Genomic DNA, 14,318 nt, shown 5'->3' on the forward strand with positions numbered 1-14,318 from the left:
GCCAGTTCCGGGACAGAGTACAGCGAACCAGCCCGTGAGCCCCAGCCGGGCCGAGACATCTGCGCAGTCCGCGATGACGTCTTCGGCCCGCCGATCCATCACCACGTGGCAGCACGTCCTGGGGTGGTCCCTCGTGCTGCTCATGACCGGAGCCCAGTTCGTCGATCTGCGCCACGGCATCACCCGCCCCTGGATGGTGAGTGCCCAGCTCCTCGTCTGTGGCGCTGCACTGCTCGTCGCCGCCCCTGCCGCGTACCGGCAGGTGAGGATGCGTCGACAGGCAGGGACGCCTCGGGGAGGGGCTCTCACCCGCACGGGATGGATCCTGTGTGGTGGCTTCACCCTCATCGAGGCATGGGCGCTGGTCTCCAGCCTCGTCGCTCCACAGGCTGTCATCAAGCAGGGAGTCGTGCCACGCGTCTACCAGGTCATGCCGGTGATCACCGGATGGGTGACGATGGCTGCGGTGCTCGTCGTCCTCCTTGCCCTCGGGCAGCAGGGACGCGCCCGCTACGTTCCCCTTGCTGCTGTGGGGCTTCTGCTGGGGGCACTGGCCGACTGGCCGGTTCAGGTGCCCATTCACCGTTCGATACGACTGGCCAGCGGCATGGGCGGCTCGGCCGTCATCCACGTGCCGATCGCCCTGGCCGGTGCGGTGCTCGTCGACGTCGCACGAGACACCACCGGACACGCACCGGGCCCTGCCGGAGGTGTGCCAGGACCCACCTGGCGTACTCGGGTGGCATGGGCAGGTGGCGGTGCGTCGGTACTCATGATGCTTCTGACTGGCTCGCGAGCTGCGCTCATCGTGCTGGTGGCGACCTGCCTTGCGCTCGTCGTCTCCTTGCGACGTCAGATGGCGGTGCGTTGGCTGGCAGCAGCGGCGCTGTGTGTCGGAATTGCCGTGGTCGCCGTCTGCCTCAGGGTGTCGTGCTTCCAGCGGATGCTCCGTCTGAGCTCGTCCCGACGCATGGACACCTGGACCGTGGGCTGGCAGACGGTGAGCTCCTCGGCCAGGTCGATGCTCATCGGTGTGGGGTCCGGCACCATGTTTCCGTGGTATGCCATCGAGGCCAAGCTGTACCCGTTTGCCGGCACGGGGATGGTGGACAGTCGGTTCGGACGTGCCCTCATATCCGCCCACTCGGTGTATCTGGAGGTCCTGGTGGAGCTGGGGGCCATCATGCTCGTCGTGCTGCTCGTCATGGTGGTGGCCCTGTGGCGCCCCGCCTGCAGCGTCATGAGTCGTGGTCTGGGTTCACACCGTCATGGGGTGACCGTCATCGTGCTGGCGGCGACGACACTGGCATGGGCCGTCGACACCTACCTCGTCAAGGGCTTCGCCGTGTCGATGTGGTGGTGGGTGGTGGCCCTGCGTGCCGCGGGGATCGCCGATGAGCGGACCAGTGCTGGCCAGGATGGTGGCGTTGCGCAGTCGGCGTCCAGCCATCGACAACCGTGAGTGTGGTGCTGGACCGAATCGTCTCGGCATCACGGAGTTTCGCTGGTGGTCGTGACCCGACGAATCGAGAGCAGCTGTCATGCCCGCACGAGGACGACGATGAACGGCTCGAGCTGTTCGAGGTCTCCCGGAACGGACTGGGGCCTCGGAACAGTCTGGGCCGATCTCGGTGCCACCACTCCATCTGGGAAGACGGAGGGCCTGAGCCGGTGAGTACCAGCCCAGGCCCCGAGCAGTCAGGCCCCGATCAGAGGGGTGCAGTCACTTTCCGGCGCCAACCATCTGTCGAGCGCGCGCCGACACCCTCGCGTCGGTGAGTACCAAGCCGCCGACATGCGCCCGGCACAGGTCCAAGGATTCCAGGGTCTGCTGCAGCTGGGAGCGTCGCACTGTGCCCGACTGCACCACTGGTACGACGGAGGCCACCTGGGCCGCGATGACCGAGGAATCGGTGTAGGTCAGCAAGGGGGCCCCCACCAGCAGGACGGTGTCGTACTCGCGCCCCAACTCGGCCAGGGTCTGTGCAAAGGTCTCGGTGGCGAGCAGCTCGGCGGCATTGCCCACGGTGGTGCCGGCGGCGACGATCGGCGCCCCGCTGCGGTCGTACGTGGCCTGCTGCAGGGTGGCACGACCCGCCAACAGATCCGACAGGCCAGCGCTCGAGGTCACTCCGGCCGCCTTGGTGGCGGTGGCGCGTCGAAGATCGGCATCCACGACGACCACACTGTGTCCGTCGGCGTGCAGACGATCGGCTGCGGCAAGGGTCACGGTCGAGGCATCCTCACTGGCGAGACTGGGGGCCAGCAGCACCGTGCGCAGACCGTCCCTGGGTGGAATGAACGAGAGGTTGCGTCCGAGCACCGCCTCCAGCTCGCCACCGCCCTGTGCGGTGGATCCCTTCCTGGGGATCACGCCCAGTATCGATGAATCGGTGACATCGGCGAGGTCGGCGACGTCACCGATCCTCGTGCTGGCCAGGGCACGTACCAGCAGCACCAGCAGGGCCAGGACGAGACCTCCCAGCACACCGATCAGTGCGCTGCGCTTGGCCGAGGGGGCGCTGTCCGCCACCTGTGTGGTGATGACCGAGGAGTTCGCCACCGACAGTGCGGGCTTGCCGTCGACGTCCGGTGCCGATTTCTTGACCTGTTCCTGCAGGGAATCCGTGATCGTCTTGACGACAGCGGTGGCCCGGTCCTTGTCGGAGTCCATGAAACTCACCGAGACCATCATCGGTGCGGTGCTGATGACGACTGCCTGCTGCAGGGTGGCTCCGTCGATCTGTGGGGAGACGGACTGGCCCACCTCGTCGAGCAGGGAGGCCGACTTGGCGTAGGTGCCGTAGGTCGTCACCAACGAGGTGGTGTACGTTGCTGCGGCGTCCGGGGTGTCGAAGGCGTGAAATGCCTGCGACGAGAAGAGGACATCGCCCTCGACACGGTACTTGGGTTTGGCGAGGGCATAGCTGAGGGCGCCAAGGACGATGGCGGCGATGACGAAGACGATGAGACTTGACCGCCACATTCGGGCCATGTTCCTCATCACTGTGCGCAATTGCATACTCGACCGATCTCTTCGACACGATTGCTAAGGTGTGTCCCAGAATATAGCGGTATCGACGATGGGAGTTGTGATGGGCGTTTGCCTGCACAGGATTGCCAACTGCGTGGCCATGGGCAGTCGTCACTGTGCAGACGTCCGTCGCCGGCTCGCGAACCACGTGAGGGGTGCGCGCAACTGCCTGCGCCACGGCAGTACGCACACGTCAGGCACATGTGGCACTGGCAGGGAAAGTCCCCGCGTCAATGGGGCCGAGCTGCCTGACGCATGTCCGCGCGTCGTCCTCATCACCTCCAGGTTCCCCTATGGGACGGGGGAACAGTTCCTGGAGACCGAGTTGCCCCACTGGCTGGGATCTGGTGCCAGACTCACCATCGTCCCCGAGAAGAACGACACACCGCAGATACCGCCGCGTCCGCGTCTGCCCGGCATTGACGTCGATGACCGGCTGCGGCGTCGCTGGACCAGTCCGCTGTGGCGTGCGGTGGCCGTCGTCGACACCCTCACGGGACCACTCCTGTGGCGGGAACTGGCCCAGGTGCGTGAACTCGGGCGGCTCACCAGACCGGTCGTTGCATTCGTGGCACGTACCGGTGTCCAGGTGGCTCTGGTGCGACGCTTCCTGCGGGACCACTACCGGGACGCGGACCTCGTCTACACCTACTGGCTGGCCCCATCGGCAACCGCCGCTGCGCTGGAACATGCCGCGGGCACGGTTCACCACACCATCTCGCGCGGCCACAACTACGACCTCTACGAGGACAAACATCCCACCGGTCATCACCCCTTCATCCGCCAGGTGACCGATTGCTTCGACGCGGTACAACCCATTTCGGCCGCCGGGGGAGAGTTCCTCGTCGACCGCTACGGATTCAGACCGCAGACAGTGCTGGTCAATCGGCTGGGCGTCACCCTCGTCGAGGGTTCTGAGACGAGTAGCCCCAGCCCGAGTGGCGAACTCACGGTGATGTCAGTGAGCACGATGAGTCGGTTCAAGCGGCTTCACCTGCTCATCGACGCCCTTGCCGTGCTGCACGAGCAGCATCCCGAGATGACCCTGCGCTGGGTGCATGCCGGTGACGGACCACTGCACGACGATCTGGCGGCCCAGGTCTCCACCACGTTGCAGGGTGTCGATGTGCAATGGCTCGGCATCCTCCCCCACGACGAACTGCTCGAGTACTACCGCAACCACCAAGTGGACCTGCTCGTCAACACGAGCTCATCGGAAGGCATCCCGGTGTCGATGATGGAGGCGATGGCTCGCGAGGTGCCGGTGCTGGGCACCGACGTCGGAGGGGTTCGGGAGATCGTGCCGTCAGACTGGCTCATGACAGCCAACCCCTCAGCCGAGCACATCGCCCAGACCATCTGGGAGCACCATGAGCAGGTCAAGGACCCCCGGATCCGTGCCGACATGGCTGCGAAGGTCCGCGCCGACTTCGACGAGCAGACCAACTATCAGACCTTCATCAAACACCTCATCGACCTGGCGAGTCGCCCATGACCGACAACTCCATGCCCAGCGGTCTCAGCACCCATCCGGCCACCAGCACCACCACGCCCAGTGGTGTCCTCCGTGCTGGATCCGGCATCCTCACCAGCTCCGACGCTGGCGGGGCACGGCTCGAGCAGGACATGGCGCACGACTCCTCGCAGCATCGTCCTTCCCAGCGTGCGTTCACCCGTCGTCATGACCACGGTCCCCGGTATCTCGGTGCCCGGGCGGCCAACGTCGTCGAGGAGAGCCCCTCCCCCTTCGCACGACTGTGTGAGTGGCTGCTCGCGGTGTGCTTCGTCCTCATGCCGGTGCTGTCGGCCTGGGGATCGACCGTGACGATCGCCGGTCAGGCCCCGGTGCGTCTGCTCACCCTGGTCTTCGTCGTGCTGGTACTCATCCGGCGGCGCTACCTGTCCGTCGTCACCCAGGGCATCCTCGTGGTGACCGGGATGTGGATGATCCTCGGTCTGGTGCTTCCTGCCGGCACCACCGGTGTCAAGGAACTGCTTTGCGTGGCCTTCGGGCTGCTCACCATGGCTGCGATGACGATGACCGCTGATCGGCCGGGATGGATTGTCACGGTGTGTCGGGCCTGGCTCCTCGGGCTCGTCGTCGCCATCCTGCCGGCACTCAACGAGGTACGCACTGGCAAGCACCTGCCCAACTACCTGGGCGGTACCAAGACGATGGGCCGTTATCGCGAGATCGCCTCGTTCATGGTCAATCCCAACCTCTTCGCCTACTTCCTCGTCGCAGGAATGATCGTCATGGTCGTTGGATGGACGGTGGAACGGCACTGGTTCGTCCGGCTCATGTACATCGGCACCTTCGTGCTGTGCTTCCCGCTGCTCGTGCTGGCTGGTGCCCGGTTGGCGTTGATGTCCACACTGGTGATCCTCGCCTGGCTCATGGTCAGGTACCGCAAACTGCTCATCGCCGCGGTGGTGCTCACCCTCACCGGGGCCCTGGCGATCATCGTCTCCGGCAAGCTGGATGATGTGCTTGACGAGGTCGCCATGTCGATTCACCACCTCTCCTCGAACTCCGGGCGGTCCCGACTGGGCGTGTACCAGGACGCCATCTGGATGTTCGTCGCCTCGAAGGGGGTGGGGCTCGGGCCTGGACAGTTCCAGGACGCCGTCCTGCTCGCCCCCTGGCCCAACCGCGGCACGATTGACCCGCACAACGGTTTTGCCGAACTCTTCGTGGGCTACGGCCTGCTGCTGGGCACGGTGCTGCTGGCCATCGGAATCGCCGTGCTGTGGGCAGGGACGCGCCGGTTGTGGGACCTGGATCCGGGATCGGCACAGAGATTGATACTGCAGACGGTCGTGGCGAGCATGCTCGTCATCCCGGTCATCGCCCTGGCCAACAGCTCCTACCTCAAGAACCCGGTGGTTTGGGCCCAGATGGCCACGGTGGCGGTGTTCTGCGAGTTCCTGCGCCCCGATGCGACAGCTGGTCTGGAGGAGGAGTTTGCTGGGCGGTGCGATGCCGACGAGTCGTCCCGACGTACATACTTGGAACGGCGTAGCAAACTGGTTCGTGGTGTCGTGGATCGTGCACAGCGTTCTGACACCTCGCGTCCAGGCCCCTCGACGGGGTGACGGGCGCGGCAGCATGTGACCAAACCGCTGAGGTGGGTAGTCTGTGCACTGACCCACACATCTGTCCCGAAGGGTGGACCCATGAGTGAACCGCGGATCATTCCGACCGCAGATCTTGACGAGGGAGTGACGATCGGCGACGGCTCGTCGATCTGGCACCTGTCCCAGGTACGCGGAGGAGCCGTCCTCGGCGAGAACGTCGTCGTCGGACGTGGCGCCTACATCGGGGAGGGGGTGCACGTCGGTGACAACTGCAAGATCCAGAACTACGCGCTCGTCTACGAGCCCGCCGAACTTGAGGACGGCGTGTTCATCGGCCCGGCAGTGGTGCTCACCAACGACCACTTCCCGCGCGCCATCAACCCCGACGGGTCATTGAAGTCCGCCGACGACTGGGAGCAGGTGGGCGTCACGTGCAAGCGCGGCTGCTCGGTCGGTGCCCGCAGCGTGTGCATCGCCCCGGTGACGATCGGGGAATGGGCCACCGTGGCAGCCGGATCCGTCGTCACCAAGGACGTGCAGCCCTACGCCTTGGTTGCCGGTGTGCCTGCCAAGCGCATCAAGTGGGTTGGACGTTCCGGATTCCCCCTCGAGCCCGACGGTGAGAATCGCTGGATCGATCCCCGCACCGGGGACCGATTCACCGAGGACCCCACCACCGACACCCTCACCCTCGTCGGTGAGGGCGACGAGAACTGACCGCCGACTGGTTCATCCCAGTACAGCTTCACGAACTCAGTACAGCACCTCGAACCGACTGAAAACCTCAGATCGGCACCACAACACGAACCGGCTGAACCAGGTCGGCACAATCCAACGCAAGGAGACACAGTGACTCTCGAATTCATCCCACCGGCCAAGCCAATCCTCGGCGAAGACGAGCGCAAGGCCGTCGACGCCGTCATCGCCTCCGGCATGGTCGCCCAGGGCCCCCAGGTCCACTCCTTCGAGGAGGAGTTCTCTGCCCAGGTCGTCGACGGTGTGGAGTGTGTGGCCGTCAACTCCGGCACCTCCGCCCTGCACATCGGCCTGCTGGCCTCGGGCATCGGGGCCGGTGACGAGGTCATCGTCCCGTCCTTCACCTTCGCCGCCACCGGCAACTCGGTGGCCCTCACCGGCGCCAAGCCGGTCTTCGCCGACGTCGATCCCAACACCTTCTGCTTGGACCCGGCCTCCGTCGAGGCGTCCATCACCGAGAACACCAAGGGCATCCTGCCGGTGCACCTGTACGGTCTGCCGGCCAACTTGGACGAGATTCGCGCCATCACCGACAAGCACGGTGTGCAGCTCTTCGAGGACTGCGCCCAGGCCCACGCCGCCTCCATCAACGGCAAACACGTCGGCACCTTCGGCACCTTCGGCGCCTTCTCGTTCTACCCGACCAAGAACATGACCTCCGGTGAGGGCGGCATGATCACCACATCCGATCCCGAGGTGGCCCGCAAGGCCCGCATGATCCGCAACCAGGGCATGGAGAAGCGCTACGCCAACGAGTTCGTCGGCCTCAACAACCGCATGACCGACATCCACGCCTCCATCGGCCGCGTTCAGCTGGGCAAACTGGCTGGCTGGACGAAGATCCGTCAGGACAACGCCGCGTTCCTCTCGCAGAACATCACCGAGGCCGTCACCCCGACCGTCCCGGAGGGCTACGTGCACGTCTACCACCAGTACACGATTCGCGTGGAGGGAGCCACCGGCGAGGAGCGCGACCGTTTCGTCACCGCCCTCAAGGAGGAGCATCAGGTCGGTTCGGGTGTCTACTACCCGATCCCCAACCACCGACTGCCCTCGCTGGCCCCCTACGCCCCGGGTCTGGAGCTGCCGAACACCGAGAAGGTTGCAGCAGAGTGTGTCTCGCTGCCGGTGCATCCCTCGCTGTCCCAGGCCGACCTGGAGCGCATCGCCGAGGCCGTCAACAAGGCCGCGAAGGCAGGTGCGTGATGGCAAACCTGCGCGCCGGCATGGTCGGCATCGGATCGATGGGCAAGAACCACGTCCGCAACCTGCGGGCGATCGACGGTGTCGACCTCGTCGCCATCGCAGACGCCTCCGGCAAGGACCCGTTCGGGGTCGCTGGTGACCTGCCCATCCTGCCCGACGTGGACGCCGTCATCGAGACCGGTGTCGACTACTGTGTCGTCGCCGCTCCGACGAAGTTCCACGAGGAGATCGGTCTCAAGCTTGCCGAGGCCGGTGTGCACGCCCTCATCGAGAAGCCGCTGGCCTACGACACCACCGCTGCCAAACACCTCGCCGAGGCGTTCGCCTCCCGTGGTCTGGTGGGGGCCGTCGGACACATCGAGCGGTACAACCCGGCCCTGCAGTCGCTGCGCAAGCGTCTGGAGAATGGCGACCTCGGCGATCTCTACCAGGTGGCCACCCGCCGCCAGGGACCGTTCCCTGCCCGTATCGCCGACGTCGGCGTCGTCAAGGACCTCGCCAGCCACGACATCGACCTCACCTCCTGGGTCACCCAGCGGGACTTCGAACTCGTCGCGGCTCGCACGATGTTCAAGGCCGGACGCGAGTACGAGGACATGGTCTCGGCCACCTGTCAGCTCTCCGGTGGGCTCATGAGCAACCACCTCGTCAACTGGCTCACCCCGACCAAGGAGCGTCGTACCTTCGTCACCGGTGAGAAGGGCATGTTCGTCGCCGACACCCTCACCGCCGATCTCACCTTCTACGCCAATGCCAAGGTGGAGACGGTCTGGGACGACATCGCCAACTTCCGTGGCGTCGCCGAGGGTGACGTTACCCGGTTCGCGATCCCCAAGCCCGAGCCGCTGCGCACCGAGCACGAGAACTTCCGTGACGCCGTGCTGGGCAAGGGCTCCGACATCGTCACCATGGAGCAGGGTGCCCGAGTGGTTCAGGTGTGCGAGGCGATGATCGAGTCCGCCAGGACGAACCAGTTCATCGAGATCAACTGAGTCGGTTGACGTGTACCGGCGCCCGTCGGTACCCGAACAGCTGCGGATGGGCCTGCCGTCGTGAGACGGTGGGCCCAGTGCCATATGTGAGGAACGCCATTTCCGACAGCCAGTAGCCCCATGGCTGGCTCCGACGAGCATCCTGACAAGGAAGTGACGACATGGACGTGATTCGCCGTCTGGTGGCCGAGTGGTACCCCGACGAGAGGAGCTTGGGGACGAGGGTCACTGGCATGGTGGCCGAGTGCGTCCTGGCAGCTCTCGTCATCACTGCCACCTTCGTGACGACGGAGCGCCCGGTGCGTGACAGGCAGAGCCTGCCCATCTTCGAGCTGGTGCTGTGCATCGCACTCGGGGTGCTGCTGGTGGTGCACCTGGCAAGGTGGTGCGTGCTGGACGTCGACACCAGACGTGCGGTGGTCGGGGACCGGCGGTGGCTGCGTGTCACCGTCGGTGCGTTCCTGTTCGTCGTCGCCGTGGCGGCAGTGAGCCTGGGGTTCCACGATCACGCCGTGCGCGTCAACGACGCGGTGGTCACCCATCCGCCAGGCTGGCTCTTCACCGTGCCACTGGTGCAGTCTGCCCTGACGGTGCTGGTCGCGCTCGCCCTGGTGACGGCCATTCCGCGCAGTGGTCTGCTGCGTGCCCTGTGGCGTGCCTCGGTGGTGCTCGCCCTCGCCACGGCGTGTGACATCGTCCGGGAGTACGACACCGGCAACTACTACGGCTGGCGGGTCGCCACCCGGCTGGGCGGGGCGGCGACGATCCACATCGTCTACCTGCTGGGGATCGGCGCCATGATTGAGGCCCTCCTGCACGGCTGGCGCCGATGGATCTCGGTCCCGGTGCTGACGATCCTGCTCGTCGTCCTGGTGCTCAGCGGGTCCCGCGCCGGGATCGTCGGTGTGGGACTGTTCGCGGGAATGCTGGTGCTGTGGTACGCACAACGTCGATTGCGCACTCTCAAGGCCCGGGCAGCCCTGGTGACGACGGTGCTCCTAGCGGTGTGTGCGGCCGTGGTGGGGATGAGTCTCATGCGAGGTTCCCTGGTGGACCGGGCCCGGGCCCTCACCTGGCGCACGGCGTGGCATGCTGCCACCACTGACGTGACCACGGTGCTGTTCGGGGTGGGTTATGGACGGTTGTGGCCCTGGCTTGGCGGAATGACCGGCGCACTGCCGCTGCGCAGCCACGCGGTGCGCACCACCTTCTTCGGTGCTTGCCTGCCGCACGCCCACAACACCGTCGTCGCGGTCTTCGGGGAGATGGGTCTCGTGGGTCTTGCGGCGTTGCTGGTGATTTTCGGAGTCGTCATCGTCGTTGCGGTACGGGCGGTACGAGGACCCAACCGGGTGCTTGCCATGACGATCCTCGCCAGCCTGCCGGGGCTGCTCGTCGACACCTACCTCATCAAGAACTTTCCGGTGTCACTGCTGTGGTGGGTGGCCGTGTTCATGCTGCTCGTGCTGGAGGCCGAGCGGACGGCCGACCAATCTGCCTCGTCGTGACCCGACCTGCCACACACTGTCTTGCCCATCAGCCCCTGGACACGCTCCGGACATGTTGCCTTCGGGCCAGTCACCTTGGGAGCAGAGGTGGGCATCAGGATGTGGGGCTGGGAAGCGCACGAGTGGAGGCCGCCACCCGTGATGATGACGGCCCCAGCTGGGCAGGTTCTCTCGTGGCAGGTCGTGCTCAGGCGTCCAGATCGGACGCCACCAGATCGGCGATGGTGTTGACGTCCCCCTCGTCGTCACCCGTCACCGTGACCGAGTCGCCGGAGGAGGCGCCCAGGGTCATGATGCCCAGGACGGACTTGGCATCGATCGGGTCGCCGTCGGTGGCCAGGGTGACGGCGGAGCCGAGCTGGGCGGCCTTCTGCGAGATGATGGCGGCTGGGCGGGCATGGAGTCCGACGGAGGATCCGACGGTGACGGTTCTGCTTGCCATGATGTTTCCTTTCCGGGTTGTGATGTTGTGTTGCGGTGTGCAGGGCCTATGGGGTGTGCAGGGATTCAGGCGGCAGCGGCTGTCTTGTCCTTGCGCTGGGTGGTTTTGTGCTGGGCCGACGCCTTGAGAATGGTGACGAGCAGGGCGGACACGACGGTACCGACGATGACGGCCAGGATGAACGCCCAGAATCGGTCGATGGCGAAGAACACGAAGATTCCGCCGTGGGGTGCCTTGGAGGCAGCGCCCAGGGCCATGGAGAGGGCGCCGGTGACGGCACCGCCGACCATCATCGAGGGGATGACGCGCAACGGATCGGCTGCGGCGAAGGGGATGGCTCCCTCGGAGATGAAGGAGGCACCCAGCAGCCAGGCAGCGGTTCCGTTTTCCCGCTCGGCCGGCTGGTAGAGCTTCGGACGCACTGCGGTGGACAGCGCCATCGCCAACGAGGGCACCATTCCGGCAGCCATGACGGCGGCCATGACCTTGAGCGATCCGGCGTTGGTGACGGCGAGGTTCGTCGTCGCGAACAGGTAGGCAGCCTTGTTGATCGGCCCGCCGAGGTCGGAACACATCATGAGCCCCAGGATGATGCCGAGGATGACGGCTGAGGCGCCACTCATGCCACCCAGCCAGTTGTTGAGCGAGTTCGTCATGGCGGCGAGGGGACGCCCCAGGACGACGTACATGAGCCCGCCGGCCAACAGGGACCCCACCAGCGGGATGATGACCACCGGCATGAGACCGCGCAGCCACCGCGGCGGGTTGAGACGAGTGAATCCGTAGGCGATGAAGCCGCCCAGCAGACCACCGATGATGGCGCCGATGAAGCCTGCTCCGGTCACTCCGGCAATGGCCCCGGCCACGAAACCGGGGGCGATTCCGGGCCGGTCGGCCAGGCCGAAGCCGATGTAGCCGGCCAGGGCCGGGAGCAGGAAGGCGAAGGCGGCCTGTCCGACGGCGAAGAAGACGGCCCCGAGGTACGTCATCGCAGCGGATCCACCCAGGGCATGCCCGGTAGGTGCTGGAAGGTTGGCGAAGGTGTTGTGCAGGGCGATGTCCATGCCGTCCTGGGCGATCTCGTAGCCGCCGAAGAGGAATCCCAGGGCGATGAGCAGACCACCGGCAGCCACGAAGGGAATCATGTACGACACGCCAGTCATGAGGGCCTGCTCGAGGCGTTTGCCCCATCCGATCTGCGAACCGGCCTGTTCGGCCTCGTCGTGCTCGCCAGTGCTGGCCGACACGCGGTGGGGGTGGGGATCCCTGGCCGCCGCGACCGCCTCGGCGACCATTTTCTCGGGTTCGTTGACGGCTCGTTTCACCCCGGACTCGATGACGGGTTTGCCGGCAAACCGATCCCGCCCCTTGACACCGACGTCGGTGGCGAAGATGACGGCATCGGCTCTCTCGATGTCTGCGGCACTCAGTGGTTCGGTTCCGGTGGACCCCTGTGGCTCGACCTTGACGTCGATCCCCATCTTCTTGCCAGCGGCGGTGAGGTAGTCGGCGGCCATGTAGGTGTGGGCGATCCCGGTGGGACAGGCGGTCACTGCCACGACGTGGGTCTGGTTGGTGGTGTCGGCCTGCGTCCCCTCCGCACCGGAACCCTGCTGGTCTGCCTCGGTGCCGGCAGTCTGCGACGGAACCGCTGGGGCTTGAACCGCTGGGTCCGGTGTCGCGCCGGCCGGTGACACCGCTGCAGAGGATGGTGCGGCTGCGTCTGGCTCGACGACCGACTCGATGAGGTCCACCACGGTCTGTGCGTCGGCGGCCTGCCGCAGCTGTTCGACGAACTCGGGTTTCACCAGGGCACGAGCCAGTTGGGTAAGCAGCTTCATGTGATCTGCGCCAGCACCTTCAGCCGCCGCGATCATGAAGACGAGGTCGGCCGGCCCGTCGGGTCCGTTGAAGTCGACTGCAGGAGACAGTCGGGCGAACCCCAGGGATGGCTGGCTCACCGCTGCGGAGCGACAGTGTGGAATGGCAAAGCCGCCGGGCATCCCGGTGGGGCTCTGGGCCTCCCGACCGAGGGCGTCGTGGGCCAGGCCGTCGGCGTCGGCGCGTCCGGCCGCGGCGATGATTCCGGCGACCGAGGTGATGACCTCGGCCTTCGTCGATCCCAGATCGGCGTCCAGGCACACCAGTTCAGGGGTGATGAGAGGAACGTTCATCGGTTCTCCGATCTCACAGGTGGACGAGGCTGACGTCGATGGCGTCGGCCTGGGCCGGGGTCGGCATGGTCGATCCCGGCAGGGCTGCGGCGGCCGTGCCCCAGGCAACGGCGGTGCGCAGACAGGTTTCGGGTTGGTCGCCTCGGGTGTGGGCCAGCAGGAAACCGGCCAGGGAGGAGTCCCCGGCTCCGACGGTTGAGCGCACCTCGACCGGCTCAAAACGGGCGTGCCACGCGTCGTGCTCGGTGACCAGCAGGGCACCGGCACCACCCAGGGTCACCAGGACGTTCTCGATGCCGTGCAGACGTCGCGCCGCCGAGACGACGGTGTTGAAGTCACCGTGGTCTGCCGCGGTCTCGAGAGCCTTGCCGTCAGCTCCACACAGCTGGCCGAGCTCGACGGAGTTGGGCTTGATGAGGTCGGGTGCGGCCTCGGGCAGACGGGTCGCCAGTTCGTGGAGCGGTTCGTCGGAGGTGTCGACGGCAACCTTGACGCCGGCCTCGTGCAGTCGCTCGGTCATCGTGGCGTACCACGCTGCAGGTGCACCTGGCGGCAGCGATCCCGACAGCACCACCCAAGTGGCTTCATGAGCCTTCGTGACGACGGCCTGTTCGATGGCGGCAAGTTCGTCGGGGGAGAGGTGGGCCCCCGGCTCGTTGATCTTCGTCGTGGTTCCGTCGGGTTCGGTGAGGGTGAGGTTCGTCCGCGTCGCGGCGCGAATGGGGACCGCCAGATGTGGGATGTCGTCGTTCTGGAGCCCGATCACCAGGGGATCCTCACAATGGGCTGGCACGGTGGCGCAGGTGTCGGCCCCGGCACCGTGCAGAACTCGGGAGATGTTGACTCCCTTGCCTGCGGCGACCTCGTCGCAGCTGCCGAGTCGGTTCACCCGGCCACGATTCAGCGGACCGGACAGACCCGCCGTGCGGTCGATGCTCGGGTTGAGCGTGACGGTGACGATCACTGTGACTCCCTCGTCGATCCCTGAGGCGGTGCCAACGCACCGGATATGTTGGAATGAGTGACATATTAGCAGCGGTAACCAGATGAAACAACAGAAAAACACTTTTCCAGACATCTGGTGGGTCCGCATCGGACAGCAGGACGTCAGAGGCACTCATGTCATCG

At 66.0% G+C, this 14,318-nt stretch carries 11 protein-coding genes; 7 read left to right on the forward strand and 4 right to left on the reverse strand.

Translation table 11 applies throughout. The features are described 5' to 3' along the window. Positions 1-73 precede the first annotated feature (73 nt). Positions 74-1,462, forward strand: a complete 1,389-nt coding sequence (locus tag ACP8JZ_RS00460) for an O-antigen ligase family protein (RefSeq protein ID WP_484482495.1) — start codon at positions 74-76, stop codon at positions 1,460-1,462. 261 nt (positions 1,463-1,723) lie between these two features. Here ACP8JZ_RS00460 and ACP8JZ_RS00465 read toward each other — a convergent pair whose 3' ends face one another. Continuing rightward, positions 1,724-2,986: a polysaccharide biosynthesis tyrosine autokinase gene (locus ACP8JZ_RS00465; RefSeq protein WP_023034733.1), complete on the reverse strand. Its 1,263-nt coding sequence runs from the start codon at positions 2,984-2,986 to the stop codon at positions 1,724-1,726. 148 nt (positions 2,987-3,134) lie between these two features. On the opposite strand from ACP8JZ_RS00465, the gene ACP8JZ_RS00470 reads away from it, so the two are divergent. The 6 genes from ACP8JZ_RS00470 (at position 3,135) to ACP8JZ_RS00495 (ending at position 10,574) form a co-directional block, all read left to right on the forward strand. Further along, positions 3,135-4,529, forward strand: coding sequence for a glycosyltransferase (locus tag ACP8JZ_RS00470; RefSeq protein ID WP_306517607.1), 1,395 nt, complete (start codon positions 3,135-3,137; stop codon positions 4,527-4,529). Next, positions 4,526-6,130, forward strand: a complete 1,605-nt coding sequence (locus tag ACP8JZ_RS00475; RefSeq protein ID WP_484482496.1) for an O-antigen ligase family protein — start codon at positions 4,526-4,528, stop codon at positions 6,128-6,130. The genes ACP8JZ_RS00470 and ACP8JZ_RS00475 overlap by 4 nt, the downstream gene beginning before the upstream one ends. Positions 6,131-6,211: 81 nt before the next feature. Then, positions 6,212-6,829, forward strand: coding sequence for an acyltransferase (locus ACP8JZ_RS00480; RefSeq protein ID WP_306517598.1), 618 nt, complete (start codon positions 6,212-6,214; stop codon positions 6,827-6,829). A gap of 132 nt (positions 6,830-6,961) precedes the next feature. Then, positions 6,962-8,074 (forward strand): DegT/DnrJ/EryC1/StrS family aminotransferase, encoded by a 1,113-nt coding sequence (locus ACP8JZ_RS00485; RefSeq protein WP_484482497.1) that lies wholly within the window; start codon positions 6,962-6,964, stop codon positions 8,072-8,074. Then, a complete protein-coding gene (locus ACP8JZ_RS00490) occupies positions 8,074-9,066 on the forward strand; it encodes a Gfo/Idh/MocA family protein (protein ID WP_065860971.1) in 993 nt (330 codons plus the stop codon). Before ACP8JZ_RS00485 ends, ACP8JZ_RS00490 begins: the two co-directional genes overlap by 1 nt. Positions 9,067-9,227: 161 nt before the next feature. Beyond that, positions 9,228-10,574 (forward strand): O-antigen ligase family protein, encoded by a 1,347-nt coding sequence (locus ACP8JZ_RS00495; RefSeq protein WP_484482498.1) that lies wholly within the window; start codon positions 9,228-9,230, stop codon positions 10,572-10,574. A 187-nt stretch (positions 10,575-10,761) separates the two neighbouring features. On the opposite strand, the gene ACP8JZ_RS00500 is transcribed toward ACP8JZ_RS00495, so the two are convergent. The 3 genes from ACP8JZ_RS00500 to pfkB form a co-directional block, all read right to left on the reverse strand. Further along, a complete protein-coding gene (locus ACP8JZ_RS00500) occupies positions 10,762-11,016 on the reverse strand; it encodes an HPr family phosphocarrier protein (RefSeq protein ID WP_021105357.1) in 255 nt (84 codons plus the stop codon). A 65-nt stretch (positions 11,017-11,081) separates the two neighbouring features. Further along, positions 11,082-13,190: a PTS fructose transporter subunit IIABC gene (locus ACP8JZ_RS00505; protein WP_484482499.1), complete on the reverse strand. Its 2,109-nt coding sequence runs from the start codon at positions 13,188-13,190 to the stop codon at positions 11,082-11,084. Between the two features lie 13 nt (positions 13,191-13,203). Further along, entirely contained in the window at positions 13,204-14,154 is a 951-nt protein-coding gene (gene pfkB / locus ACP8JZ_RS00510) for a 1-phosphofructokinase (protein ID WP_306517593.1), read from the reverse strand. Positions 14,155-14,318 lie beyond the last annotated feature (164 nt).

Source organism: Cutibacterium sp. LaCa_286, assembly GCF_057198075.1.

Excerpts from the sequence above, each read along its gene's own strand:
- ACP8JZ_RS00460 (WP_484482495.1), top strand. The coding sequence starts at position 74 with ATGACGTCTTCGGCCCGCCGATCCATCACCACGTGGCAGCACGTCCTG.
- ACP8JZ_RS00465 (WP_023034733.1), bottom strand. The coding sequence starts at position 2,986 with ATGTGGCGGTCAAGTCTCATCGTCTTCGTCATCGCCGCCATCGTCCTT.
- ACP8JZ_RS00470 (WP_306517607.1), top strand. The coding sequence starts at position 3,135 with ATGGGCAGTCGTCACTGTGCAGACGTCCGTCGCCGGCTCGCGAACCAC.
- ACP8JZ_RS00475 (WP_484482496.1), top strand. The coding sequence starts at position 4,526 with ATGACCGACAACTCCATGCCCAGCGGTCTCAGCACCCATCCGGCCACC.
- ACP8JZ_RS00480 (WP_306517598.1), top strand. The coding sequence starts at position 6,212 with ATGAGTGAACCGCGGATCATTCCGACCGCAGATCTTGACGAGGGAGTG.
- ACP8JZ_RS00490 (WP_065860971.1), top strand. The coding sequence starts at position 8,074 with ATGGCAAACCTGCGCGCCGGCATGGTCGGCATCGGATCGATGGGCAAG.
- ACP8JZ_RS00495 (WP_484482498.1), top strand. The coding sequence starts at position 9,228 with ATGGACGTGATTCGCCGTCTGGTGGCCGAGTGGTACCCCGACGAGAGG.
- ACP8JZ_RS00500 (WP_021105357.1), bottom strand. The coding sequence starts at position 11,016 with ATGGCAAGCAGAACCGTCACCGTCGGATCCTCCGTCGGACTCCATGCC.
- ACP8JZ_RS00505 (WP_484482499.1), bottom strand. The coding sequence starts at position 13,190 with ATGAACGTTCCTCTCATCACCCCTGAACTGGTGTGCCTGGACGCCGAT.